Origin of the sequence: Vagococcus sp. AM17-17 (assembly GCF_003471765.1) — a bacterium.
Taxonomy (GTDB): Bacteria; Bacillota; Bacilli; order Lactobacillales; family Vagococcaceae; genus Vagococcus; species Vagococcus teuberi.
The window spans coordinates 516,169-540,536 of record NZ_QRJY01000001.1; the positions used below are offsets into that span (position 1 = coordinate 516,169).

A 24,368-nucleotide genomic window follows, 5' to 3' on the forward strand; every position below is an offset into this window, starting at 1 on the left:
CCTAAAAATTTTAAATTATATAAAATGGAATAGGTATCTCATTTAAACAATATCATTTTTCTAAAGCTTGTAATTTTTGATTATCATTTAAAACAGAGATATTTTCTAAATGGTTTCTTTGCAAATAATCCATTGAAAATCTTAAAAGGATAACAAAGAAAATAAAAATACATAATAACGTTATGATACTACGATTAAACATTGGTGCCCCAATCCCTCTTGAAATGGCTTCTCTAAATCCATAAACCGAATAGGTCATTGGTAAATAAGGATGGATGGTATTAAAGAAACTATTTTGTAATGGTAACGGGAAGGTTCCTCCAGCTCCACCAAGTTGTAACACCAATAAAATCATCGCAACAAATCGACCTGGATTATCAAATGTCATGGCTAAAAACATGATTAGGAACATATAACTCCATGCAGTCACTATTCCCACTAGATAAAGTTTTCCAACTTGATCGACAGGTAATTTTAGTAACAACATAATAGTCGCTTCAATAATCGCCATAATGGTTGAAACAACAAACCCCATCGCAACTTTACTTAACCACCAATCACGACTGGATTGCCCTTCCATTGAAACGCGTCTGATTGGGAAGATAAAGTTGAATACAATACAGCCAACAAATAACGCAAGTGACATAATATATGGTGCTAATGCTTGACCATAATTTTTTACTTTACTGTATTCAATATTTTTTAATCCTGTTGGTGCTGCAAACATTTTGACGTTTTTATTATTAAATGTTATACGACTAACGAGTTTATCTGCTTGTGTTAAAGCACTTGCCATCGTTGTTGCACCTACTGTTAGTTGATTGGCACCACTCATTAATTTCGGTGTATTATCGGTTAATTTTGTAAGTCCTTGGCTTAATTCATTGGCCCCACCATCTAAATGTGTGACGCCTGATATTAGCTCTGGCATTTTACTTGACATCGTATTTAGTCCATTTGTTAAGGCATCACTTCCAACAGACAAACGATTCATGCCATTTAACGCAACAGGCGCTTCATTCACTAGGTTATCTACTTGGGATAATCCTGTTTCTAATTCATGTAACACATTTTGTGTGTTGGCTAAGTTGACATTGTTACCAAAGCTTTCCAACAAATCGGTGGTCCCTGCTTTTATATTTGAAATGGATTCTTTCATTCCTCCAGTGTTCTCTGACAATCCTTTGGCTAATTGGCTCATCATCGTTGCTTGTTGTGATAATGATTTTGCTTGCTGACTTGCATCATTTAGCCCTGTTTGAACTTGACCCACAATACTATCAATATCAGCTGAAGAACTTTTAATATCTGTCACTAATTGTGTTGAGAAGCTAGTAACTTGCTGTGATAGTTGTGCGATTAACTCTTGTTTAATGTCATCACTTATTCGACTATTTTGTTGAATGATTCCTTTTAACACTTGTTCAAATTGTTGTGTGTCCCGAGAGACTGTCTGATTGATATTTCCAATCACTTGGCTAAACCCTGATAATTGATTACTTAATCCAACTAGATCAGTTGACAAAGCAATCGATACACTAGAAACTTCACTCAACTCTTTTGAGTCATTTAAAACTGATTCAACTTGTTCGTTAATCTTTTCAATATCTTGTTTTAACAGGCTAGCTGAAGATCCTGACAAACTACTTTCCACATTTCTTAAACTGGCTTCTAACTCTTTTGTGCCGTTTAATAAATCTGTCACACCAATTCCAACTTCATTTAATTTCCCTGAAAGTGGTTGAAGTTTGTCATTCACTTCATTGAGGCCATTAGATAATTGTGTCGCACCATTTTGTAATTCTGTTACTCCTTGTTTTAACGGTGAAACATTAGACGCTAACTCATTTACACCATTTGCTAATGTGTTTGAGCCATTAGCTGCAGTAGACACACCATTCGTGTATGCGCCCAAACCGTTATCAAGTTTTTTACTACCTGTTGCAAGTTCTTTTGAGCCATTAGTTAATTTTATTAAATCTTGTTTTCCTTTTTGACCAAGTGCTAAAGCCGTTTTAACATAAGCTGCGGTGACACTTTCTCGCACTTTCGCTTCCAACTCTTTTGCTCCAATTTGTGCCATATCTAATCCAATATAATTCAGTGACCCATTTGTTGTATACTGAATTTCCATTTGATTAGGTGAAGGATTTAAAAGACTCGCCGCATTTTTTGAGAAATTCTTTGGAATGGTCACAATCATGTAATATTTTAAGCCTTTCATGCCATCCATTGCTTGCTTTGCATCAACAAATTCCCATTTAAGTTGTTTGTTATGCTTCAACTCATCAATGACACTTTTCCCAACATCAATTTTTTGACCCAACATTTCAACAGGTTGATCTGCATTTACCACGGCAACAGGTAAATGACTCGAGCGGTTATATGGATCCCAAACAGATTTATCAAATACACTCGAATATAGTATCGGAATAAAACAGATAGCTATCACAGATATTAGTAGTATTTTATTATGAAATAACTGTTTAAATTCCTGTTTAATCATTTGCACGTTAATCACTTTCTTTCTTCATTGTTTAAATTAATCGAATGTTTTTTTACATATATGTGATAAAACACAAACGGTAGCAATACGGTTATAACAGAACTAGAAGCTAGTGTTATTAAGTAGATTTTCGCTTCGTTTGCTTTTAATTCACTTGGCGCAATAAAGGAAGAAACTAATGCTAATAAAGACATCACCATACCCAAACTTGCTAACAACGCTTTAACCTTTCTTCCTCCTGGTACTTCATAAGCTCGTTTTAATTGTTGATTTGATTTCTTAAAAATTAAAACAAAATACCCAATAAAAAATAGTAAATACCCACACAAATAAATCACAACGGTCAATGAAATAGCGGTTAAAAATGACACAGCATTCCCTCCACCACCAAAAGTTAAAACGGCAGCCCAAATGGTCACGATAACACCTTGTATGATTAGTAAAGAAGTTGGCACTCCATTTTTATTAATTTTTTGACAGCTTTTAGGGATCAATCCTTGATCGGCAACATAACGCAAGCCTTCTGTTGGACTGACAATCCATGAACTAACTTGAGCTAGCACACCAAATGCCAACATAATCGCAAGGATTTCGACTAACCATGATAGATGAGGATTACCTTTCAAAATCAATGTTTCAAATGCTTGAATCACCCCACTATTTAATGATAGATCTTTCGCTGGTACGACCATTGAGACGGTGGTTCCTCCAATCGTGCTTAGTACAATGCCCGTAATAACCAAATAAATCATCATCAAGGGATAATTCTTTTGTGGGTTATCTAGTGATTTAATATGTGCGGCAGATGCTTCCACTCCAACATAAGCTAAAATAAAAGTCACCAACGATGAGAAAGTTTGCTTATTTGGGAAAAATGATTTATCCATAAAAGAGTGAGTAATAGTATGTCCACTCATCACATATTTAATGGTAAAAATCAGTAGAACAGTTACTGGAATGATAATCCCAATTACAAAGCCTGCTTTTGCAATTTGTGAGGTTGTGTTTGTTCCTTTGAACTGCAAAAACGTGAGCAACCAAAAAATAAGAACCACAACCAAAAATTTGATGAGCTTATTGTCATTCATCTCTGGACATTTTAATGCATATGATAACGCACCAATGATAAAATAACTCATTGTGACAAATCCGACTGTAATTTGAAACCACTGGAAAAAAATGGCAGCAAAACCAAATTTTTCTCCTAACGTTTTACCTACCCATCCAAAAATCCCCCCTCCATCAAATGTCTCTACAGTACCAATTTCTGCTGCACATAAGGCAACTGGTAAAAACCAGAATAGACCACATACTAATGATAAGAAAATAAGTGTCTTCCCCGATTCAGCAAACGTTGGGTACTCATAGACTGTGATAAATAACGAAGCCGTCATGGCAAAAAAACTGAATAAAGATAATTTTTTTGTATTCTGCATGATTTAAATCCTCTCTAATACATCCAAAAATAAATTCATTTTTTACATATCTATTAAAATGCTATAGCATGATAAAATCATCAAAGAGTTAACTGACATTGCCCACAACTTTTAGCGCAACGATAGTATAACGCTTAATTCATATTTAACTTGGAACACATAATGAAAAAAAAACTAATAAACTTTGATTTTATTGATTTAAAATCTTTTTTATACAAATTGTTTTTTTTAATAAAACAGATTATAATTTACATGCTAGTATATCTAGTTTATTTGTTTGAAAGGAATGAAATAGTTGATTAATTTATTGCTTGAACCAAAAATAAAAATGACCATTTCTATTATCAACGTCATCTATAATCATTATGATTGGACTCAAACATCCTATCTTTCTAAAGAATTAGATATCTCAGAACGAACAGTGCAACATTACTTAAAAGATATTATGGAATTAAAAAAACAGTACGATCTGATCAACAATGATCAATTAACTATTGAATATCTAAAGATTAAAGGAATTAAAATCACTGATTACTCCAATGACTTTGAAGATTTTAAAAAGTTTGTGATTCAACAAAGTCAAACTATAATCCTTCTTAATGACATCATCAATCAGCAAATTATTTCGGTTACAAACTATTGTCAAAAACATTTTCTAAGCGAGACCACGGTCCGGAAAAATATAAAACGAATTAAAGAAGCTTGTCAAAATTATGGTATCGATTTAATGCATTTAAAATTAGTAGGAGATGAGCGAAAAATTCGCTATTTCATCGCACTATTTGATACGATGGTAAGTCGCGAAACTTATTTTTCACTGGAAGGAATTAACTATCAAGAATTAAATAAACAATTCGATACCTTTTTTAAAAAGGCAAATATGACTGTATCTGCAGTTAAAAAGCAAAAAACCTTAAATATCTTTTTAATACATCTACAACGCATTGGATTTAACCATTTTATTTCGATTCATGATAAATTTAGTCGTGAACTCATTATGCATCCTATTTTCCCATACGTTGAGGAGCTGTTTAATCATTATTACGTATTTAATAAAAAAGAAATTGCTTACTTTTTTTATATCATGACCCTTGATGAAGAATTAAATCGGATGCAAGATACCAACTTAGTTTATAATTTTTTCGATAAGTATCAATTAGATCTAATGACCACTACTGATTTAATTTTTAATGATTTATTTCATTTATTTCGTCCATTAAGCGATGAAGAATCCTATCTGATCAAACGTGATATTTTTTATACAAGTTTTGTCACCATGATTTTTAACCAATTAGTCTTTGAATATAAGTATGGTGTAACTGTTCACTATAATCTAAAACAATACCCCATCATTACATCTATTTTTTCTAACATTATTGAAAAAAGGTTAATCGCTACAGGATTTATCCCTCAAAATCAATTAGAAACGCTTCTGCAGCAATATTTTTTTAGATTTCTGTATTTTGTCGATTCAAAACATCTATACAAAAACTTATCAATATATATCGAACCTGCTTTTGATAAATTACATCAGCAACAAATCAAAGACTATTTAAATCTATACTTTAACAACCAAATTAATTATGATCTTGTCTACATGGAAGGGGATACAGACATCGTACTTACTCCTTTTCATGAAACTTTCGAACAATCTCTATACACACGTACACCAATCATCATGGTTAAGTTCCCATTAAATTTAACTTTTCTACAAAAAGTAGATATAATTCTTAAAAAGAAGCATTATAAAAAGGGCGAAGAATAAGTTATTCTCCGTCCTTTTTTTTAGAATATTGTTCAATTGTTTTTTCAATTTCTAATAAAACTGGATGTGTTAAATAATCCTTTTTAAGAAAATAAAACAAACGTCTATAGTTTGAGCCTAACTCTTTAAAAGGCATTTTTTCAGGAACAGATACTCGAGAAATAATGCTTTTACCGATTCCTTTTTCTAGTAATCTAATAATCATCTCATTATTCTTAACACATAAACGTTTTGGTTGAATATTTTCCTGTAAGAAATAGCGTTTTGTATAATGATAAACTCCTGATATATCCTCGCGACACAGCCATAACTCACTTGTTAAATCACCAGCGATAACCAGTTCATCCGATAAAAACGCTTGCCGATACACTGATCCAGTTTCTAATGGCTTTTCAATAAAGCCAAAATGAGCACGATGTTGTTGCACATTTTCTAATACTTCTTCTGAATTATGCATTTCAAGTTCGAAATAGACATCTGGGAATTTTTCTACCAACACACTCATTAAATCTGGTAAATAGTAGATGGAAAAAGTATTTGATGCGCTAATCACACACTTCACTGAATCCTTTCCAACATTCCGAATCAAACGCTTGGTTTCTAACCAATCGTCTTCCAAATTTAATAGTCGATTATACAAAATAGTTGCCTCCTTAGTTGGCGACATCTCTTGTTTCGATTTTCTGACAAATAATCTGCAGTTTAATTCTTCTTCTAATAATTTTATCTGACTAGAAACAGATGGTTGAGAAATATACAGATTTTCAGCTGCTTTAGTAAAGTTTCTAGTTTCATATGCTTCTTTAAATGTTACAAACAATTTAAACATTTTTACACCTACTATTTATTTTTCTGATAGTTAATATTCTAACTATTTATTTTTAAAATGTAAATGAAACAAGTATAATTTAATTAAGTAAAGTTAACTTTGGAGGAATGAACATGAGACAATTTAATCAGACATTTTTACCTGGCCTTCTTCTATCTTTGGGGATTGCTTGTTTATCAAAAATAATTGCAATATGGTTACCGTCATTAGGTGCAGGAACAATTGCCATTTTATTAGGAATTTTATTAGGAAATATTTTTTTCAATCACCCTATCTGGCAAAAAGGAACTAAGTTCTCTGAAAAAACATTATTAGAACTTTCTATCGTCCTACTCGGAACAACTGTTACGTTTCAAACCATTGCTCAAATTGGTGGTTCTGGGGTAATTTTTATTATGTTGCAGATGACGATTACCATACTAGCGGCTTACTTTATTGGAAAAAAATTAAAATTTAGTCAAACGATGTCTCTTATGATGGCTGGAGGAAATGCCGTATGTGGCTCGTCAGCAATAGGGGCGATTGCTCCAGAAATTGGTGCAAAGGACAAAGAAAAAGGGCAAATCATCACTCTGGTTAATCTACTTGGAACAGTCATGATGTTAACATTACCACTTGTTGGTGGAGCTTTTTTCTCAGAAAGTGTCATGGCAAAAAGTGCTTTAATTGGAGGAACACTTCAATCTGTTGGGCAAGTGATTGCCAGTGCTAACATGGTCAGTCCAGACGTCGTGGAAATGGCAACTTTATTTAAAATTTTACGTATCATGTTTTTAGTGGTTGTGGTATTTGTCTTTGGAAAAGTAGCTCAACAAAATAACGACACTGCAGAAACTAACATACAAGTAGCAAACAAAAAGAAAAAATTTCCACTTCCATGGTATATTATTGGATTCATTGTGTGTTGTGTATTAAATAGTGTGATTCACTTTCCTACTCTTCTTAGTCAAACGACACACTCTATTAGTGGATGGTTTGAAATTACAGCACTAGCTGCGATTGGTTTACGTATCAATGCAAGAGAATTTTTAAAAGAAGGACCAAGATTCTTAGCCTATGCCGGTAGTGTTGGATTGATTCAAACAATAGTCGCGATTAGTTTAATCAAATTGTTATCAATATAAAAAGAGGCTGACCCAAAAGTCTTAAAATAGAAAAAAACCCATGAAATCCGTTAATTATAACGTTTATTTCATGGGAATTCTATTTTGTTAGTTGGGTGATCTTTATTTAAAAAGTGACTTTTGGGTCAGCCTCTTTTCGTTTAAACAACTGTCGCACCTAGTGTGTTTTTTAAATGTCCTAAGGCCCAATTATGCCCTATTTGGTCGAAACTTTGGACAGCTTTTTCATGTATCACGATATTATAACCTAAATTATAAGCATCAATTGCCGTATGTAACACGCAAATATCTGTACAAACACCAACAAGATGAACTGTACGGATGTTTCTTTCTCTCAAACGGATATCCAAATCTGTTCCACTAAATGCTGAATAGTGACGTTTGTCAATCCAATACACCGTCTCTTTGTCTTTATTATTTTGATACACATCATTTAGTCCCTTGTATAAATCACGACCACTTGTGCCTACTAAGTTATGGGATGGGAATAATTTATTTTCAGGATGATACTTATCTTGTGAATCATGACAATCAATAGCAAAAACAACATAATTCCCTTCGTCGATAAATTGATTGGTTAATCGTACCATCTCAGTTTCTATTGCTTGACCAAACTCTCCGGTCGTTAAATTTCCATCAGTTGCAACAAAATCATTTGTATAATCTATTGATATTAAAGCTTCCATCATCTCACTCCTTAATTTATTTGTTTAATTAATTGAATGACCATTTCAGCAGATTTTTTGCCAGCTTCTATAATAAATTCATCAAAGTTAACACTTGCATTCTCGTCTCCGACATCACTAATTGCACGAATCACGACAAACGGACACTTATATTGATGAGCAACTTGAGCAATCGCCGCGCCTTCCATTTCATTGGCTAACACATCTGGAAAATACTCTTTAATTTGTTTGATTTGCTCTTTACTGTGAACAAAGGTATCTCCTGATACAATCAACCCATTGTGTGTGTTTAGTTGATTATCTTTAGCTGCTTGTTGTGCTGCAGTTATCAGCTTGACACTTGCTTCATAAAACAGTGGCATCTGAGGCATTTGACCATAACTGTAGCCAAACGCTGTAACATCAGCATCAAAGTAGGCTAACTTTTCGGAAATAACTAAATCACCAATCGCTAATCCGGCACCAATTCCACCGGCAGATCCTGTGTTGATTAAACACTCCACATCATAATGACTAATCAATAGCGTGGCTGTTAGTCCTGCTAATACTTTTCCGATACCTGATTGGGTCACAACTACTTCATGATTTCCAATCGTTCCTGAGTAAAACGATACACCCGCTTCGTGCCACTCTTTTTTATTTTTAAGTTGATTTTTTAATAAACTAACTTCTTGTTCCATTGCCCCAATAATTCCAATTTTCATATAAATACTCCTTATAGTTTAAAGATAGCGTATAGTGTAATGACTAATAAAATGACAATAATGACAATCGCACGGTTTAACCAAGCATTGCGTTTTTCATTTTTATTTGCCTCTCTTACGCGGCTTCTTGTTAAAATTTGTTGTGAGGTTGTGTCTGTTTTTTTTGGTTTTTCTTTTGACATACTTTACTCCTTATTTCATTTGAAATTTCCATAATAGAATAGCATATAATGTTTTTGCATCACAAATGTCACCAAGACGAATATGCTCTTTTGCTTCTTCTAATGATAGCTCTACGATATCTAAAAACTCATCTTCATCACGTGGTAGTGGATTAGCCACTCGTTTTAGTCCGTGTGCTTGAAATAATACCATACGCTCATTACAAAAACCTGGTGACGTTACAAAATCAGCCACTTGTTCCATACGATTACACTGGTAATAAGTTTCTTCTTCTAACTCACGTTTGGCTGTTTCTAATGGATCTGTTTCATTTTTTTCTATTTTTCCTGCTGGTATTTCCAAGATACTTTTTTCAATTGCTTTTCTGTATTGTCTTACGAGTACAATGCGATTCATTGGTGTTATGGCTAAAATCCCTACTGCACCATTATGAAAAACTAGTTCACGTTTGGCTGTTTTACCATTTGGTAATTCAACACTGTCTACACACACATCTATAATAGCGCCATTATAGATTTCTTTTCTCTCAAGAGTCTCTTCATTAAATTTATCTTTCATCTTGGTATGCTCCTTGTATTTTGAGTCATTTATGTTTATGATACCTTTAAAGAGATGTTATTTCAACAGCTCTTAATGTAACCTTATACGTATTTATAAATCAAACTTGGGACTGATAATGTTTTTACTTCCTTGTGATAAACTAGTACTATACAAAAAATTCAAGAAATAGAAGGAGTGACACAAATGAAAAACAAGAAATACAGAATCATTACTATAATTGGTTTCTTGATAGGAATAGGTATTTTGTCGGAGATTGACGAAGATTTCATTCCAATAGTGCTTATCATTGCGATCGTTTGGTTTGTTTATCGAAAATTTTCCAAACGAAATAAAAAAGACGTTGTTCCAGGATTATCTAAAGAAAAACAAGAACATTACTATGAAGCAGGTATGTCTGACAAAGAGATTGAGTTTTTTAGAAACACTTTAGCTGAAGCCAAAGGACAAATCAACCAACTAGAGCAAAACTTCAAAGCTGTTCCAAAACTAAAGGCGATAAATTTAAGATACGATACATTAAAAGTATCTCAAGCGATGTTTAAAGAGCTTGTCAAAGAACCAAAAAAGCTGCATCTAGCTGATAAATTCTTATACAACCATTTGCCTAATGTAGTGGAATTAACCAACAAATACGTTGAAATTTCAGATCATGAAATTAAAAGTAAAGCAACTTATGATACATTAAATGAAAGCATTGTTGCTATTGAAGATGTGGCTCAACTCATTATTAAAGATTATGAAAATTTTGTCAGCGATGATATTGAAGATTTAGAAGTTGAAATATCTATTGCAAAACAAAATGCAAACCGAGACAAACAAAAGAAAGATGTATCTGAAGATCAGGAGGAAAACTAATGTCTGATGAATTAAAAGAAGTAAAACCTGTTGACAACACATTAGATGATTTACTTAGCAACCCTTTTTCTGAGATTGAACAAACTGATTTACTCACTCAAGCAGAAAAAAAACAACAAGTGACTAAAGCTCAAACTTCAACAAAAGTCATTGACAAGTTATCTGATGAAAGAAAACAACAAGCACAAGAACTTGCGAATCAAATCGATACAAATGACAGTCAATCCATCTTAAGTTATGGAGTGGCTGCTCAACAAAAATTAAGTGAATTCTCACACACTATGTTAAACCATGTGCAAACTCAAGATATTGGGCCAATGGGAGATTCTTTAACTGAATTGATGTATCGTTTAAACGAAGCTAGTCCAAGTGAATTGGAAGCAAGAGATGGCAATCTATTTAAACGCATGTTTGGAAAAGTGAAACAATCAATTTATGAAATCACAGCCAAATATCAAAAAATTGGGGCTCAAATTGATAAAATAGCGGTCAAATTAGACCATGAAAAAAATGGTTTATTAGAAGATAATGCGATGCTTGAACAACTATACCATAAAAATAAAGACTATTTTGATGCATTAAATATTTATATTGCTGCTGGTGAATTGAAAATCGAAGAACTTCAAACTAAAACAATTCCTGAAGCAATGGCTTTAGCTGAAAAAACTGGTGACCAAATGGATACACAAATTGTGAATGACTTAAACCAATTTGTTGATCGTCTTGAAAAAAGAACATACGACTTAAAACTAGCGAGACAGATTACGATTCAACAAGCTCCACAAATTCGTTTGATTCAAAATACAAATCAGGCTTTAGCTGAAAAAATCCAAGCATCTATCAACACAGCGATTCCTTTATGGAAAAATCAAGTGGCAATCGCCTTAACATTGTTACGACAAAAAGACGCCGTTACTGCTCAACGTCAGGTGTCTGAGACAACCAATGATTTATTAGCTAAAAACTCAGAAATGCTAAAAATTTCTGCTATTGAAACAGCTAAAGAAAATGAACGTGGCATTGTCGATATCGAAACATTACAAAAAACACAAAATGACTTAATTGAAACTATCCAAGAAACACTCAAAATTCAACAAGAAGGTAAAGAAAAACGCCGTAATGCTGAATTAGAATTGTCTATGATGGAAGAAGATTTGAAAAACAAATTACTAGAAATGTCAGGAAGTAAATAAGAAAAAACACCCGAATCACTTGTTCTGTAAACAACGTAATTTGGGTGTTTTACTTTAGATTAAATCTTCTTCTAATTTTTGACAATCTGGACAAATACCATACATTTCTAAACGATGGTCATTTATCTTAAAGCCTGTTAGTTTTTCTGTCGCTGCTTCAACGTCCCCTAATCCCGGATAGTTAACATCGACTACTTTTTTACATTTCTCGCAAATGGCATGATAATGTTTATCCGTAGCAAAATCAAATCGACTTGAAGAATCACCATATGCCATCTCAACGACAAAGCCGATTTCTGTAAACAATCGTAAATTATTATATACAGTTGCGACACTCATATTTGGAAAACGACTTTCCAATTCTTTATAAATGTCATCAGCAGTTGGATGCGTGTGACTCTCAATAAGATACTCTAAAATAGCGTATCGTTGTGGTGTTATTCTAATATCAGCTGCTTTTAATTTTTCAATTGCTTCGTCAACTAAGTGATTTTTTGACATATAGCATCATCCTCACTATTTATATTAATTCCATTCTACTACTCTTTATAATTTTTCGCAAGATTCTTATTTATTGTTAGTTTCTTCATCAAAAAATAAAATGTAAATAAAGATACAAATTACTCCAATCACTAAACAAATATCCGCAACATTAAAAATCGGGAACTTCATAAATTCAGTTTGAAACATATCCACTACATAACCTTGTCTAAAACGATCGATAAAATTCCCGACCGTTCCACCTATGACAAAACTTAATCCCACAGTCAACCACTTATTATTGTATCTATTTTTATATAGTAAATAAGAAAAAATACATAATGCAATGACACCTACTAATAGGAAAAACCACATATGTCCTTCAAAAATACTCCAAGCCCCTCCCTCATTACGGATATGCGTAATTGAAAGGATAGGATTTTTTATTGTTGTTTCATATAAATCTAAATGTTGTACGACCATTATTTTTGTCAGTTGATCTAGTACTATACTTCCTATAATAATCAGCAAATAAAGAATCATCGATTTGTCTCCCTCATTAATATAAATCTATGTGTTTTGTCTAAAGCAGTAAGTACAGTATAATACATTTTTATGAAAGAACAAACTTTATTTATAGACAATTTTAAGTTAATTTTGTTATTTGACGAATGTTCGTTGGAAACGTATAATAAGTGATGTAATACTAAAAAACCTGGAGGAATGTGAAATGAAGCAAGGTTTAGTTAAATGGTTTGATGTAAAGAAAGGATATGGATTCATTATTTACGATCAAGATGAGGAAATCTTCGTTCATTTTACGGCAATAAATCAGGATGGGTTTAAAACCTTATTTGAAGGGCAACAAGTAACATTTGATATTAAAGAAGGCGCTAGAGGCTTACAAGCCTCAAATGTATCAGTTATAGATGAAGAAAAAAGAGTTGATTAATTATCAACTCCTTTTTTATACCCATTTATACCACAATTTAAATGACTTGATTGTTCCAAATGAGTGATAAAATTCGACTTGGATGAGGGTAACATCAAATAAGAACGTTCATGTTGCTTGGTAACTAATGTAAAACCATATTTACCCACAAGTACTTTTTTAATTTTATTAATATCAATTGTATACTCATTCTTTTTAAGAACGGCATTTATTTTAATCTGATCCTGAGTCAAAATTAATTTTCGTCTTGTTCCTAAATAGAAAAAAAACAAGAATAACAAAAATGTCACAATACTAAACAGATTGATTCGCCCTTGTTCTTCTAGTAAACCGATCATACTTGCAAAAAATAAGACAAATGTCAGAGACCAATAAATCACCGTATCTGCTAAGATTGGTTGATATCTATATATATGAATCTTATTCTCGCTCATTACTTCCCTCCGTTACTTACTCTATTCTAAGATATAATACTAACACAATATAAACGAATAAAAAAATGAAATGAGGAATTTTATGATAAAAATTTACACTGATGCATCTACTCACCCAAAACATAAAAAAAGTGTTGGATGCTTTATTATAAAAAGTGAAGCAGACGCTATAATTGAGACATTTCCTTTAGAAGCAACAGATAATCATACAGCTGAATTTCAAACGATGGTTAAAGTCCTTGAATACTGCTTAGAACATCAATTAGAAAAACAATTGGTTTTGATATACTCTGATAGTAATATTGTCGTAAAATCTTTTAATAAAAAATACGTAAAAAACGACGACTTCTCTCCCCTTTTGGAGCAACTTCTTACATTAAGTCGTCATTTTGAGGAGTTAGCTATTGAGTGGATTCCAGAATCACAAAATAAAATGGCTGATCATCATGCTAGACAAGCATTGAAAAAAGAGTTAAAGAAAAAGAAATAAGCCAATTAACACACAAAAAATATCTAGGTATATTGGTTATTTTTTGTTAAAATAAGGTATCACAGAAAGGAGGATAAAATGTGAGTATCCTTTTAATTATTCTTTACTTAATCAACCTATTGTTCGCTCTGTTTTTAATCTTCTACAGAGAACGTGATACCAGCGTGACATGGGCTTGGTTATTAGTCTTTATGTTTATTCCGTTTTTAGGATTTATTTTATATTTATTCTTTGGTTTAGGTCTAAGTAAAAAAGAACGCTATAATATTAAAAATCAAATATCACTTGATTTTGAGTCGTTAGATAATATATATGATTCAACGTTGCAACTCTATGACGATATTCCAAGTGATAGTAAGTTCAAACAACTAGCCTACTTTATGTCGAACTTAAATCACACACCACTAACACACCACAACGAAGTCAAGGTTTTAGTCGATGGGAAAAAGAAATTAGAATCCTTACTTCATGACATAAAAAAGGCACAGAAATTTATTCACATTGAATATTATGCTTTTGTGACAGATGAAACTGGTATGAAAGTAGTCGATTTATTAACAGAAAAAGCAAAAGAAGGAGTCGAAATTTGCTTACTTTATGATGAGTTAGGATCAAAAGGTGTCCAAAAAAGCAAATTTGCTAAATTAATAGAAGCTGGAGGAAAAATTCAAACTTTCGTTACAAGTAAGAAAGCTATTTTAAAATTCCGTGTCAACTACCATGACCACCGAAAGATTGTTATCATCGATGGAAAAGTTAGTTACATTGGAGGATTTAATATTGCTGACCAATATGTTGAAATCACTAAAAAATTTGGTTATTGGCGCGATACTCATCTTAGAATAAATGGCCCTGCTACCTCTATTTTAGAATTACGTTTTTTATCTGATTGGAATGTTTCAGTTCCTGAAAATGAAAAATTATCAGGCAAACTAGACTATCTCTATCATGAAAAACCAAATGAGTCTGTTTACACAGACATCCAAATCGTTGCGAGTGGACCTCATGATGAAAAACAACAAATAAAATTAGCATTCACAAAGCTCATTACAAGTGCTAAAAAACGTGTTTGGATTCAAACACCGTACCTCATTCCTGATGACACGATTTTGGACGCATTAAAAATCGCCAAACAATCTGGTGTTGATGTAAAAATCATGATTCCAAACAAACCAGATCACCCTTTTATATACCGTGCAACACAATACTTTGCACAAGTCGTAATGAAGTATGATGTAGATGTCTTTATATACGACGGTGGCTTTCTTCATTCAAAAGTACTCATTATGGATGATGATGTCAGTATCGTTGGCTCGGCAAACCAAGATATAAGAAGCTATAAACTAAACTTTGAAGCAAGTGCTGTAATGTATGATAAATCAATCAACACAGAGTTAGCACATTACTTCGATAAAGATTTAAAACAGTCTACGCAAATGACACAACAAATGATTGATGATATGTCTATTTGGTTAAAATTCAAACAAAAAACAGCTAGACTATTTTCACCTATAATGTAAGTTTAAGTCATAAGAGAGGATTTATAGATATCTCTTATGGCTTTTTTGTTTTATCAAAATGGTCAAGTATACAAATTTTTTTATTAACTGATAGAATAAATTTCGTGACTTATTTGTAAAGACTGGTTTAATAATACAGAAGTTGTTATACTAGTGAAACATAACTAGATTAGGAGGAGATGACTTGCCTCGTTTAGAATTTTCTTATATGAAACTAAAATATTATGGAACTCGTTATATCAATCGGCACCTATCAAGTATTCAAATCATTTTTATCTATTATGTTTTGATGACAGCCGCCGCTTATTTTCTATTGAATATACCCTATTTTCATCAAGATAATGCATCATACTCGACCTTTGATATGGTGTTTATGGCAATCAGTACTATCAGTGTGACAGGGTTAAGTACGTTTAATATTAACGAGATATTTAATGAACGTGGGATTATTTTACTTGAAATTCTATTTCAAATCGGTGGATTCGGGATTATGATGGTATCAACCTTCTTCTTTATCCTCTCAAAGAAAAAAATATCCCTAAAACGTAGACAGCTCATTATGACTGATATGAACTCACCAAAATTGAGCGGTAGTATCAGATTAATTAAAAATACTATGTTGACATTATTAGTTATCCAACTAGTTTTCGGGATTGTTTTTGCTACTCACTTTTATTTTGCAGAGCACCATTTAAATGTCATTGAATCACTGTTCCACGGTTTTTATCAATCAATCTCAGCTGTCACGAATTCTGGATTTGACGTAACGGGTGAATCAGTCACTCCATATAAAAATGATTTCTTTTTTTTACCTATTTTAATGATTTTAATTATGATTGGTGGAATTGGCTTTCCAGTGTTAATGGAAGTGAAGGAATGGTTTTTTTACAAACGAAAAAAACACGGATTACCTTTTCGTTTTTCTCTTTTTAGTCGTTTAGCGATTAGTATTTACTTGATTTTATTTGTTGTTGGAACTGTTTTAATTTATTTACTTGAAAAAAATCATCTGTTTATCGACATGACAGAGTCGCAAAAATGGCTAACCTCCATGTTTTACTCAACTACCACTAGAAATGCTGGGTTGCAGCTGAATAATCTAAATGACTTTCAAACCCCAACTCTTCTACTTTTTTCTATGTTGATGTTTATTGGATGCAGTCCAAGCTCAGTTGGTGGGGGAGTCAGAACAACTACTGTCGCAATTCTGGGCTTATACATGTATAGTTTTATCAAAGGGCAAGAAAACGTGACGGTTTTTAATCGCCGAATTGACAAAACAGATATCAAAAAAGCCATTGTTGTATTTAACTTATCTGCTTTTATGTGCTTTTTATCAATTCTTATTTTGACCATTACAGAAAATGAATCCATGATTGCCTTAATTGTGGAAGTCGCATCAGCCTTTGGAACGACAGGACTATCCCTTGGTATTACTTCGGATTTGTCACCTGTTGGTAAAGTTGTCATAGCCATTTTAATGTTTGTCGGACGTATTGGCATGCTTTACACATTGATGATTTTCATTCCAAAAGAAAAACATGACCGCGGATATGTTTATCCAGCTGAAAAAATTATTATTGGTTAATTCAAACCTTAGAACAGATAGTTTTATGTTCTGAGGTTTTTTTGTTATCTTAATTAATAGAATCTTATGGATTTTTTTAATCTATCCATTCTTTTTTTATGGTATTATGATTAGGTTAATGTATACACAGGAGGAATGTATATGAGTTTTAAAAATGGATTAGCGACAACTGTTGGTAAATCTTCACAATGGCTATTAAAAACGTTTTTCAAAGGTGGCAGTAGCTTGCCTGGAAAATTGGCTTTAAAAATAGATCCAACAATTCTTTCAAGTCTAGCAAAAGACTATGATGTGATTGTTGTGACTGGAACAAATGGAAAAACGTTAACAACTGCGTTAACGGTTAATATATTAAAAGAGGAATTCGATTCTGTTGTTACAAATACAACAGGTGCTAATATGCTACAAGGAATTGTTTCTACATTCCTTCAAGGAAAGAAAAACAAACATGGCAAAAACGTCGCTGTTTTAGAAATCGACGAAGCCAGTTTAAATAAAGTGACCGAATTTTTAACACCTGAGTTATTCTTATTTACCAATATTTTTCGTGATCAAATGGATCGCTATGGTGAAATTTACACGACTTATCAATTAATTGTTGATGGGGCGAAAAAAGCACCAAAAGCACCAATATTAATGAATGGTGATTTACCGATATTTAATGCGATTGATACAGTTAATCCACGTGAATATTATGGTTTTAGCCATAAAGATGACGAAGAACAAATGGCTCACTACAATACTGATGGTGTCCTTTGTCCTCACTGTCATCACATCCTTCACTATAAAATGATTACATATAGTAACTTAGGAGATTATTATTGCCCTAATTGTGATTTCAAACGCCCTGAACTTAATGTCGCCTTAACTGACATTAAACACATGACTAATGTCTCTTCTACCTTTACGATTGATGAGCATGACTACCAAATTGAAGTGGGTGGCATGTACAATATTTATAATGCTCTAGCAGCAACTGCTGTAGCGAAACATTATAATATTTCATCAGAAAAAATCAGAAAAGGTTTAGCGTACGACGAAAAAGTATTTGGCCGTCAAGAAGTCATTGAGATTGGAGATAAAAAATGCACTCTTGTTTTAGTTAAAAACCCAGTTGGGCTAAATCAAGTGATTGATACGATGAAATTATCTCCTTACCCATTTTCACTAGCTGCACTACTGAATGCAAACTATGCTGACGGAATTGATGTCAGCTGGATTTGGGACAGTCAATTAGAAGAATTAGGTGAATTAGATATTCCTAAAGTCATCTCAGGTGGAGAACGTCAGACTGATATGTCACTTCGATTAAAAGTAGCTGGCATTAACGAAGAAAATTTAGTTGAAACATCGTCACTTACACAAGTCATCGAAGAAATAAAATCAGCACCAACTGAACATGTTTATATTTTAGCCACGTACACTGCAGTATTAGGCTTAAGAAAAGAATTAATCCAACAAGGGTTTATCAAGGAGGAAGCCTAGTATGACAAACTATCATTTAACATTTTGTCACCTATATGGAAATTTATTGAATACATATGGTGACAATGGTAACCTACTTTTGTTAAACTACTATGCAAAAAAATTAGGTATTACAATTGATATTGAAATCATCAGCGTGTTTGAAGATTTTGATGAGACGAAATATGATTTTGTCTTTTTCGGTGGAGGTCAAGATTATGAACAAAAAATCGTTTCTGAAGACATACAAACAAAAAAAGACGCTATCACTCGTTACATTGAAAACGATGGTGTGATGCTTGCTATTTGTGGAGGGTTCCAATTATTAGGTGAGTATTACATCGGCGCTCACGGTGAAAAAATTGAAGGAATCTCCGCTCTTCCCCACTATACTCTTAGCCAGGATAATAACCGTTTTATCGGTGATATTGAAATTTATAATAAAGAATTTGACGAAACATATTACGGCTTTGAAAATCATAATGGTATGACTTTTTTAGGAGAAGGTGAAAAACCTCTTGGAGAAGTTGTAAAAGGGTATGGAAACAATGGGAAAGACAAAACTGAAGGGGTTATTTATAAAAATGTCATTGGGTCATATTTTCACGGACCTTTATTAGCCAAAAATAAACAACTTGCACTTAGATTACTAAATATGGCTATGAAAACAAAATACGAAAAAACCTTTAAACTGAAAGAGTTAAATTAGAGCATAAAATACTGGCTCTTTGTCAAATAGGACTGATAAGTTAAATTGGTAAGATGATGATTGTGAGAGTAACCTCACAATCATCATCTTTTTTAGTTATTTTATTTTTATAAGGACGTTTATCAAGAAAATCCTTATTCTCATATTGTGAAATGATTTAAATCAGTATGACACTCGTTTTAGTGTTTTTATATGAGTATTCTTGGCTTCAATTTTTCCATTGGAAAAATCATAAAGAAGGGCATTACGAATACCTGTTTCATAGGTAAGTAAGTTCTCTTATTTGTCTTTAAATAGCTTATCTAAGTTATTAGGTAAGTTTTTTAACAGGTTAAAAAAAGATTGACCGTCTTTATGTCTAAAATGATACGTTAGTAGTTGGAAAATATCATAAGCCTCTTTTAGATTCGCAAAGAATGAGAGTAGTCGATCGATCATCATTGATTCCGTTAAAAGAGGGTACTTTGGAGAAGGGAAACTTCTCCAGGTTTTAAATTCAGAAATAGAGATATTTTGTTGATTTTTTAAAAGGAATTTCCAATTTGATTTCAGTTTATTAGCCTCTGATTTTTTCTTTTGGCGAATCAATACTTTCATTTCTCGTACCCTAAATTCATTAAAAGCAGCATTCATATCAGTGACTAAAAACTTTACTTTTTTTCGTTCCTCCAAAGGCGTACGATTAAAATAAACAGTGAGTTTATTTAATGTCCGACTAGGTAGTATATCAACTAATTCTCCTGTTTTTCCATCGGCACAAATAAAGCTCATCTTAACTTCTCTACTAGCATGCGACTTGAATTCGTCTACCATCAGAACGTCAGGAAATCACTGGGGTTTAAGTTGATGTGGTAATTGAGTTTCAACAGATTTAAGAACCCTTATAACAGTCGTTAAGGAGACTTGGCATAATTTAGCGATTAACGTCATAGATATTTTTTCAGTTAAAAGTTCTAAGATTTGCAAAGTAATAAACTTACTAATATGACAATTTTTTTCAACTATTGAGCATTGAGCAGTCCAATTATGGTTACAATTTTTACAATGGAAACGTTGTTTCTTTAGCTTTAAAATAGTAGGTAGGTTTTGATAAGGTAATAGACGAATAGTGACTTCTTTTTTCCCGTTTCTCACGACATTTGTCTTTCCATCACTATCAACAACGGCTGAGTGGCAATTTTTACAAGCCGAAGGCACAGGGAAATAAGTCCCTTTAATAATTAAAGTGTTCCTTCCATTAATGTTAGCTTCTTCTGTACTAGTTAAATTCAAATGATTATCTGTTATTCTTAGCATTTTTTGATATGATTATTCATGACATGTCGCCCTTTCTACCTAATGTTTTTGTTTGGTACTTAAATTTTACTAGATAGACGACATATTTTTAAATAAAATAAACTAAAAAGGGCTGATGAATCGAATTTTGATTCATCAGTCCTTTAAATTATAGAGCCAACACTTTTTGTATTCTCTTTGATATAAATACCATTTTATTAGCATTTTTTTGACATTATATATATAATGAGTATTGTTATAACTTTAATAAGTTATGAAAGAATAGGAGTGAAAAAAATTGAAAATTGGCGTACCAAAAGAAATTAAGAACAATGAAAATCGTGTTGCATTGACTCCTCCATTTGTAAAAATTTTAGTGGAGAACTCGCATGAAGTCTTCATACAAACTCAAGCAGGTGCAGGTGCTGGATTTGAAGACAGTGCTTATGAGGAAATGGGTGCAACCATCGTTCAAAATCAAGAAGATGTATGGGATGTAGACATGGTTTTAAAAGTTAAAGAACCGTTGGCATCTGAATATCATTTATTCAAACCTAATCAAATCTTATTCACTTATCTACATTTAGCACCTAATAAAGAGTTAACTGATGCTTTATTGGCAAATAAAGTAACAGCGATAGCGTATGAATCAGTTCGTTTACCTGATGGATCTTTACCATTACTAACACCAATGTCGGAAATTGCAGGACGTATGGCTCCTCAAACGGGTGCTTACTTCCTAGAATCAATCAACCAAGGATCTGGTGTCTTACTATCATCTGTTCCCGGGGTTGAAAAAGGTCAAATCGTCATTATAGGTGGTGGGGTCGCTGGTACAAATGCTGCAAAAATTGCAGTTGGATTAGGTGCAAAAGTCCGTGTTTTAGATATTAATCCAAAACGATTAGCAGAATTAGAGGATATTTTTGGTAATACTATTGAAACGGTTATTTCAAATTCACATAACATTGAAAAATCAGTTAAAATAGCTGATTTAGTAATTGGTGCTGTTTTAATTCCTGGACGAAAAGCTCCACGTTTAGTAACTGAGGATATGGTTAGACAAATGAAGCCTGGTTCAGTGATTATTGATATTGCCATTGACCAAGGTGGTATATTTGAAACAACTGACCATGTAACAAACCATGATGATCCAACATATATTAAACATGGTGTTGTTCACTACGCTGTTGCCAATATGCCTGGTGCAGTAGCTCGTACATCAACACTTGCTTTAACTAACAACACTTTACCTTATATTGTTAAATTAGCAAACAAGCCCTTGACAGATATTATAAAAACAGATATAGCCTTATTAAATGGTTTCAATACATATAACGGTGTATTAACTTCTAAAGAAGTGGCCAAAGATCAAAATCGTTTATCAGAGTACAAACCAGTAACAAACCTATTATAACAAGCAACAGGGCCTGACCCAAAAGTCTTAAAAAAAATACCATGAAATCACTTTCTTAAAACACTGATTTCATGGTACTTCTGTTTTTTGAGTGATTCTCATTTAAAAAGTTACTTTTAGGCCAACCTCTTTTTTGATACTATCTATTTTTCTTTCCAGGTTCTGAAGCAATGATATCTAAATCTCCTTCTAATGACCATGTATCTACTCCATTTGGTAAAATAAAGTGCATACCCTTAGAAATCTCATATGATTGCTCATCAAATTTTAAATAACCGAATCCATCTATCACACTAACTAGTGTATAAGGCGCATGAGACTGAATATCCAAAATACCATTAACATTCCACTCATATACATTAAAGTAATCAGATTCTATAAAGGTAGTAATACTTGATTTATTTTCATTCAGTTGTGTAACAGCTATTTTAGGATCAACATGAGGAACTGTTGTTACTTCAAGTGATTGTTGGATATGTAATTCACGAGTAATGCCATTATCATCTTCTCTATCGTAATCATACACGCGATATGTGGTATCACTACTTTGTTGAGTTTCCAAAATCATAATCCCACTACCTATCGCATGAATTGTTCCACTTGGCACATAGAAGAAATCTCCCTTTTTGACAGGAATACGTCTCAACAAATCATCCCATTCACCAGAATCAATCATTCGTTTTAATTCATCCTTTGTTTTAGCATGATGACCATAAATAATCTCAGATCCTGGTTCAGCACTTATAACATACCAACACTCAGTTTTTCCAAGCTCTCCTTCGTGACTTAATCCGTAAAAATCATCTGGATGAACTTGTACAGATAAATCATCTTCTGCATCTAAAATTTTAGTCAATAATGGGAAAACTTTTTCCTTTGGATGACCGAATAATTCTGGATGTTTTTTCCATAAATCATCTAACTTTTCTCCACTGAATTCCCCATTTTCAATCGTACAAACACCATGAGGATGCGCACTAATTGCCCAACATTCACCAATCGTTTTACTAGTTAATTCATAACCAAATTCTGTCGATAATTTTTCTCCACCCCAAATTTTTTCTTGGAATACTGGTTTTAAAAATAATGGCTTTGTCATCTTTTCCCTTCACCTCATCTTTATTGATAAAAATAGTATATCATTTCTTATCTAATTCGTCTGTTCATTTTGAAAAACCTCGATTAATTCATCACGTTTTCTTATGTAATCTTGTCTATTATCATAAGGATGAACTCTATTTGATAAAAAAATAAAAGCCTCTTGTTCTATAATATCTATCAACATAAAAGTACCCGTATAACCTGTATGATATAATATTGGATGTTTTTTTTCTAAATGATACCTTAAATCCCACCCTAAAGAACGAGACAGAGTAGCTGTTGGCGTGTAGTCTTGTAATAAACTTTCTATTGTTTCGGGTAAAAGCATCTTATCGTCAGATGGTAATGCCCCTTTATTCAACATCATTTGAACAAACTTAAAGCTATCATCAATTGTACTAAATAAACCCGCACTACCACAGTGTTCTTTTAGTTGGTAGGCTTTTGGATCATGAACCTCACCTTTTATGACTCCTCTTGTTTTAGTAACCTGAGTAGGTGCACATTTCGTTTTATCAATGTTTGTAAAGCCACTTGAAGTCATTCCTAGTGGATGCAAAACTTTTTCAGTAAACAAATCATGTAAGTTTTGCTTATAATAGTCTTCCAACATAAATCCTATCAATAATGTGCCTGTATCAGTATACACTTTTTTCTTTCCTATAATTGATTTATTAACCGGTAAGCGTAAAATTGATTGTTTAAGTTCTTCTCCTGATAACTCATCTCTCTTTTCAATGTATCCATAAACGGCTGACGTGTGTGTCAATAAATGTCGTAATGTCACACGTTCTTCATGCCATGATGGTAAATAGGTTTTAAATGGGGCATCAATGTCTAAAACATTTTTTTCGATTAATTGCAAAACAAGTGTATTAGTCATCATGACTTTCGTAAGAGAAGCCATATCGTAAAGTGTGTCATGAGTTGCACTTATCTCTTCTGGCATCACTTCTTTAAAACCAATGACTCCTTTTTGTATATCACCTTGTTTTAAAAAAAGATAATTGGCTCCTGGTATGATCTTATCTTGATGCATCAACTCAATAGTAGCGATAGTTTTTTCAAACATAATGTCTCCTTATTTAAGAAAAAA

The 24,368-nt window shown here is 32.7% G+C and carries 23 protein-coding genes and 1 pseudogene; 11 read left to right on the forward strand and 13 right to left on the reverse strand.

The window, feature by feature from the left end; translation table 11 throughout:
- Positions 1 to 52 precede the first annotated feature (52 nt).
- On the reverse strand, positions 53 to 2,521 hold the full coding sequence (locus tag DW196_RS02480) for a YhgE/Pip domain-containing protein (RefSeq protein ID WP_118249849.1): 2,469 nt from the start codon (positions 2,519 to 2,521) through the stop codon (positions 53 to 55).
- Positions 2,518 to 3,942 carry an amino acid permease gene (locus DW196_RS02485; RefSeq protein ID WP_118249851.1) on the reverse strand — a complete coding sequence of 475 codons (1,425 nt, stop codon included), beginning with the start codon at positions 3,940 to 3,942 and terminating at the stop codon, positions 2,518 to 2,520. The genes DW196_RS02480 and DW196_RS02485 overlap by 4 nt, the downstream gene beginning before the upstream one ends.
- A gap of 295 nt (positions 3,943 to 4,237) precedes the next feature.
- Between DW196_RS02485 and DW196_RS02490 the strand changes: the two genes are divergently transcribed.
- Positions 4,238 to 5,707 (forward strand): helix-turn-helix domain-containing protein, encoded by a 1,470-nt coding sequence (locus DW196_RS02490; protein WP_118249853.1) that lies wholly within the window; start codon positions 4,238 to 4,240, stop codon positions 5,705 to 5,707.
- Between the two features lies 1 nt (position 5,708).
- Here the strand turns inward: DW196_RS02490 and DW196_RS02495 are convergent, their stop codons facing one another.
- Positions 5,709 to 6,536: a LysR family transcriptional regulator gene (locus tag DW196_RS02495; protein ID WP_118249855.1), complete on the reverse strand. Its 828-nt coding sequence runs from the start codon at positions 6,534 to 6,536 to the stop codon at positions 5,709 to 5,711.
- Between the two features lie 107 nt (positions 6,537 to 6,643).
- Here DW196_RS02495 and DW196_RS02500 point away from each other — a divergent pair, with 107 nt between their 5' ends.
- Positions 6,644 to 7,660: a YeiH family protein gene (locus DW196_RS02500; RefSeq protein ID WP_118249857.1), complete on the forward strand. Its 1,017-nt coding sequence runs from the start codon at positions 6,644 to 6,646 to the stop codon at positions 7,658 to 7,660.
- Positions 7,661 to 7,800: 140 nt separating this feature from the next.
- Here the strand turns inward: DW196_RS02500 and DW196_RS02505 are convergent, their stop codons facing one another.
- From DW196_RS02505 to DW196_RS02515, 4 genes are read right to left on the reverse strand one after another with little or no spacing between them, the layout of a single operon-like run.
- Entirely contained in the window at positions 7,801 to 8,346 is a 546-nt protein-coding gene (locus DW196_RS02505) for a cysteine hydrolase family protein (RefSeq protein ID WP_071457177.1), read from the reverse strand.
- An 11-nt stretch (positions 8,347 to 8,357) separates the two neighbouring features.
- Positions 8,358 to 9,050: a 5'-methylthioadenosine/adenosylhomocysteine nucleosidase gene (locus DW196_RS02510; protein WP_071457178.1), complete on the reverse strand. Its 693-nt coding sequence runs from the start codon at positions 9,048 to 9,050 to the stop codon at positions 8,358 to 8,360.
- Positions 9,051 to 9,061: 11 nt separating this feature from the next.
- Positions 9,062 to 9,232 carry a hypothetical protein gene (locus DW196_RS11310; protein WP_157093645.1) on the reverse strand — a complete coding sequence of 57 codons (171 nt, stop codon included), beginning with the start codon at positions 9,230 to 9,232 and terminating at the stop codon, positions 9,062 to 9,064.
- Between the two features lie 10 nt (positions 9,233 to 9,242).
- Positions 9,243 to 9,791, reverse strand: a complete 549-nt coding sequence (locus DW196_RS02515) for an NUDIX hydrolase (RefSeq protein WP_071457179.1) — start codon at positions 9,789 to 9,791, stop codon at positions 9,243 to 9,245.
- Positions 9,792 to 9,977: 186 nt separating this feature from the next.
- On the opposite strand from DW196_RS02515, the gene DW196_RS02520 reads away from it, so the two are divergent.
- Together DW196_RS02520 and DW196_RS02525 are read left to right on the forward strand one after the other, a co-directional pair.
- Positions 9,978 to 10,649, forward strand: coding sequence for a 5-bromo-4-chloroindolyl phosphate hydrolysis family protein (locus tag DW196_RS02520; protein WP_118249859.1), 672 nt, complete (start codon positions 9,978 to 9,980; stop codon positions 10,647 to 10,649).
- Positions 10,649 to 11,842, forward strand: a complete 1,194-nt coding sequence (locus DW196_RS02525; RefSeq protein ID WP_118249861.1) for a toxic anion resistance protein — start codon at positions 10,649 to 10,651, stop codon at positions 11,840 to 11,842. Before DW196_RS02520 ends, DW196_RS02525 begins: the two co-directional genes overlap by 1 nt.
- Before the next feature lie 54 nt (positions 11,843 to 11,896).
- On the opposite strand, the gene DW196_RS02530 is transcribed toward DW196_RS02525, so the two are convergent.
- Both DW196_RS02530 and lspA read right to left on the reverse strand, forming a co-directional pair.
- On the reverse strand, positions 11,897 to 12,343 hold the full coding sequence (locus tag DW196_RS02530) for a Fur family transcriptional regulator (protein ID WP_071457182.1): 447 nt from the start codon (positions 12,341 to 12,343) through the stop codon (positions 11,897 to 11,899).
- A gap of 66 nt (positions 12,344 to 12,409) precedes the next feature.
- Positions 12,410 to 12,865 (reverse strand): signal peptidase II, encoded by a 456-nt coding sequence (gene lspA, locus DW196_RS02535; protein ID WP_118249863.1) that lies wholly within the window; start codon positions 12,863 to 12,865, stop codon positions 12,410 to 12,412.
- 187 nt (positions 12,866 to 13,052) lie between these two features.
- On the opposite strand from lspA, the gene DW196_RS02540 reads away from it, so the two are divergent.
- Complete coding sequence (locus tag DW196_RS02540; protein WP_071457184.1) at positions 13,053 to 13,274, forward strand: cold shock domain-containing protein; 222 nt, start codon at positions 13,053 to 13,055, stop codon at positions 13,272 to 13,274.
- Here the strand turns inward: DW196_RS02540 and DW196_RS02545 are convergent.
- Complete coding sequence (locus DW196_RS02545; RefSeq protein WP_071457185.1) at positions 13,271 to 13,708, reverse strand: EbsA family protein; 438 nt, start codon at positions 13,706 to 13,708, stop codon at positions 13,271 to 13,273. The two genes, DW196_RS02540 and DW196_RS02545, sit on opposite strands and share 4 nt — an antisense overlap.
- A gap of 82 nt (positions 13,709 to 13,790) precedes the next feature.
- Between DW196_RS02545 and DW196_RS02550 the strand changes: the two genes are divergently transcribed.
- The 5 genes from DW196_RS02550 to DW196_RS02570 all read left to right on the forward strand — a co-directional run bounded on the left by DW196_RS02550 (position 13,791) and on the right by DW196_RS02570 (position 19,479).
- Positions 13,791 to 14,198, forward strand: coding sequence for a ribonuclease HI family protein (locus DW196_RS02550; protein WP_158563500.1), 408 nt, complete (start codon positions 13,791 to 13,793; stop codon positions 14,196 to 14,198).
- Between the two features lie 80 nt (positions 14,199 to 14,278).
- On the forward strand, positions 14,279 to 15,718 hold the full coding sequence (gene cls / locus DW196_RS02555; RefSeq protein WP_118249867.1) for a cardiolipin synthase: 1,440 nt from the start codon (positions 14,279 to 14,281) through the stop codon (positions 15,716 to 15,718).
- A 208-nt stretch (positions 15,719 to 15,926) separates the two neighbouring features.
- Positions 15,927 to 17,306 carry a TrkH family potassium uptake protein gene (locus DW196_RS02560; protein ID WP_118250206.1) on the forward strand — a complete coding sequence of 460 codons (1,380 nt, stop codon included), beginning with the start codon at positions 15,927 to 15,929 and terminating at the stop codon, positions 17,304 to 17,306.
- A 141-nt stretch (positions 17,307 to 17,447) separates the two neighbouring features.
- A complete protein-coding gene (locus DW196_RS02565) occupies positions 17,448 to 18,791 on the forward strand; it encodes a Mur ligase family protein (RefSeq protein WP_118249869.1) in 1,344 nt (447 codons plus the stop codon).
- 1 nt (position 18,792) lies between these two features.
- Positions 18,793 to 19,479: a type 1 glutamine amidotransferase gene (locus DW196_RS02570; RefSeq protein WP_118249871.1), complete on the forward strand. Its 687-nt coding sequence runs from the start codon at positions 18,793 to 18,795 to the stop codon at positions 19,477 to 19,479.
- A gap of 96 nt (positions 19,480 to 19,575) precedes the next feature.
- On the opposite strand, the pseudogene DW196_RS02575 reads toward DW196_RS02570, so the two are convergent.
- Positions 19,576 to 20,775, reverse strand: a pseudogene (locus tag DW196_RS02575) (transposase).
- 277 nt (positions 20,776 to 21,052) lie between these two features.
- On the opposite strand from DW196_RS02575, the gene ald reads away from it, so the two are divergent.
- Positions 21,053 to 22,171 (forward strand): alanine dehydrogenase, encoded by a 1,119-nt coding sequence (ald, locus tag DW196_RS02580; RefSeq protein WP_118249873.1) that lies wholly within the window; start codon positions 21,053 to 21,055, stop codon positions 22,169 to 22,171.
- A gap of 139 nt (positions 22,172 to 22,310) precedes the next feature.
- Here ald and manA read toward each other — a convergent pair whose 3' ends face one another.
- Both manA and DW196_RS02590 read right to left on the reverse strand, forming a co-directional pair.
- Entirely contained in the window at positions 22,311 to 23,270 is a 960-nt protein-coding gene (gene manA, locus DW196_RS02585; RefSeq protein ID WP_118249875.1) for a mannose-6-phosphate isomerase, class I, read from the reverse strand.
- A gap of 51 nt (positions 23,271 to 23,321) precedes the next feature.
- Positions 23,322 to 24,344 carry a serine hydrolase gene (locus DW196_RS02590; RefSeq protein ID WP_118249877.1) on the reverse strand — a complete coding sequence of 341 codons (1,023 nt, stop codon included), beginning with the start codon at positions 24,342 to 24,344 and terminating at the stop codon, positions 23,322 to 23,324.
- Positions 24,345 to 24,368 lie beyond the last annotated feature (24 nt).